The organism is Bacteroidota bacterium (genome assembly GCA_030017895.1).
GTDB lineage: Bacteria > Bacteroidota > Ignavibacteria > UBA10030 > BY39 > JASEGV01.
Genome location: JASEGV010000146.1, coordinates 1 through 1946, shown reverse-complemented (window position 1 = coordinate 1946; position 1946 = coordinate 1). Strand labels below are relative to the sequence as shown.

2 protein-coding genes are annotated in these 1946 nt (G+C 38.6%); both read right to left on the bottom strand.

Going from position 1 to position 1946, the window contains the following annotated elements; all coding sequences use genetic code 11:
• Positions 1-59 precede the first annotated feature (59 nt).
• On the bottom strand, positions 60-248 hold the full coding sequence (locus QME58_14365; protein MDI6804996.1) for a hypothetical protein: 189 nt from the start codon (positions 246-248) through the stop codon (positions 60-62).
• Between the two features lie 44 nt (positions 249-292).
• Positions 293-1660 carry a hypothetical protein gene (locus tag QME58_14360; GenBank protein MDI6804995.1) on the bottom strand — a complete coding sequence of 456 codons (1368 nt, stop codon included), beginning with the start codon at positions 1658-1660 and terminating at the stop codon, positions 293-295.
• Positions 1661-1946: the final 286 nt, after the last annotated feature.

Genomic DNA, 1946 nt, shown 5'->3' with positions numbered 1-1946 from the left:
TTCTTTACAGATGTAAATGAGCCAACAGTTAGTTTGTAGAAGTACACGCCGCTTGAAAGTTAGTAATCCGACATTCGAAATTCGACATTGTAATACCCACCATCTTTAAACCCATCCACAAGCGTTGCTACTTCACGCCCGAGTACATCGTAAACTTTCAAAGTTACCCAATTGTCAATAGGTGGACACATCATCGCCAATTTGTTTATTTTGTAACCGGGCGGCGGTGGTTGTGCACTGCCGCTCATATTTTAAGGAGGCGAACGAGAATTATATCGTATTAAACTTCTCATTAACGCTTCCTCAATATTAAAGTAACCGCACGAGCATTTCTTAAACCTACAGCAACAAGCATATTATTCTTGTAATCACACGAATAATATGACGCAGCAGCAACCTCAGGATAAACCCGCCAATTTACTCCATTAAAATGAGCGACGAGTCCAAAATGTCCGGCAACAAAAATATCATTAATATCTTGACCGCGAATACGAGACGTATAAATTAATGGGATTTCTTTAAATTCTTTCCATCTTCCATTCAGTGAACGTGTGAATACACCACCACCCGCAGTAAACAAACGATTTGGATTTTGAAACCACACAGAACTTATGCATCTATTTTGACTTATCCATGGTATTGTATCAACATATCCTGTTGTCTTTATTTGAAGAAGTTTTATATATCCCGGATTATAAACATTTGAAGCACCAGCAAGAATAAATGGTTCATTTGTTTTTGTATCATTAACTCCCCACACATCATTAATAGTTTGATCCGTCCCGCTCTCCAACCGCCGCCAACTGACGCCGTTGTAAAAAGTTATTCTTCCATTAGGTCCTACAAAAAATAAATTATTTGGACTGGTGCCCCAGATTTTATTTGCACCACCAGGGCCTTCACCATAGGGTATATCCAACATTATCCAATTACCATTATGATATCTTGTAACTCCGCCAGCATTATGAACAAACCAGATATCATCTTTAGAAAATGCAAATAATGATTTCAATGCTGTGTAACTATATAGTATACTCGTACCATAATTAAGCTTTACCTTTGTCCTTATAAGTTTCCATTCCTTTCCATTCCAACGTGCAGTATTATACGGAGTAGTCTCAAACTGTCCTGTCGAATCCTTTTTATATATTTCTCCAACAGCATAAGCAAGTGTATCCGAGAGAACAGCAACATCGTAAAGCACACTACCCGCTCCATCGCCGAGCGTATCAATCTGCCAGGTAAAATTACTTGAAGTTGTGTCAATAGTTGTGAGTAGCAACGGAGCGCTGGAGTCAACAGGAGATTGGAGTGGTGGAGAAATGGATGAATGGAGAAACGCTTTGTATGTGTATGTTTGTTTAGGAAGCAATCCCTCGTCAACAATTAGCGTGTCGAGCTCAGTTTTCAAGTCCGTGATTTCAATTCTTGTTATACCGTCGCGTTTTAGCTGAAGCCTACCACCCTCAAATACTTTTGTCGTCTTTATACGTATGAAAGCTTCGGTGCATGAAACATCTTCATTAGTAAGTGTTATCGGATATATGTAAGGCGGAACATCGGGCGGTACAACCCGCTCGCGGCAAGAGACAACAAATAACAAAATTAAAACAAGAAACAGCGTGTTGGATTGTTGGATTGTTGGAGTAATGGATTTCATATTTTTACCTCAAAAGATTTTAAATTTTGTGTAAAAAGTTTATAAAATGAACTCAACCCCACAGAGAAAAATCTAATTCCCCCTTCTCTTGGTAAGAGAAGGGGTTGGGGGATTAGTTCGAACAAAATAATAAACTTTTTACACAGTCTTAATGACTTTTTAATCTCGTGATTATTATTTCGCCCGCCCGAACGCTTTAGACGGCTGGGACCTTCGGATTTAATTTTCATGGTTTAAGCTCCGCGAATGATGAATTATGAATTTAGAATTCCGATTTATAAATTTG

What these genes read in the sequence shown, in the direction of transcription:
- QME58_14365 (MDI6804996.1), bottom strand. Translation starts at nt 248, where the DNA reads ATGAGCGGCAGTGCACAACCACCGCCGCCCGGTTACAAAATAAACAAA.
- QME58_14360 (MDI6804995.1), bottom strand. Translation starts at nt 1,660, where the DNA reads ATGAAATCCATTACTCCAACAATCCAACAATCCAACACGCTGTTTCTT.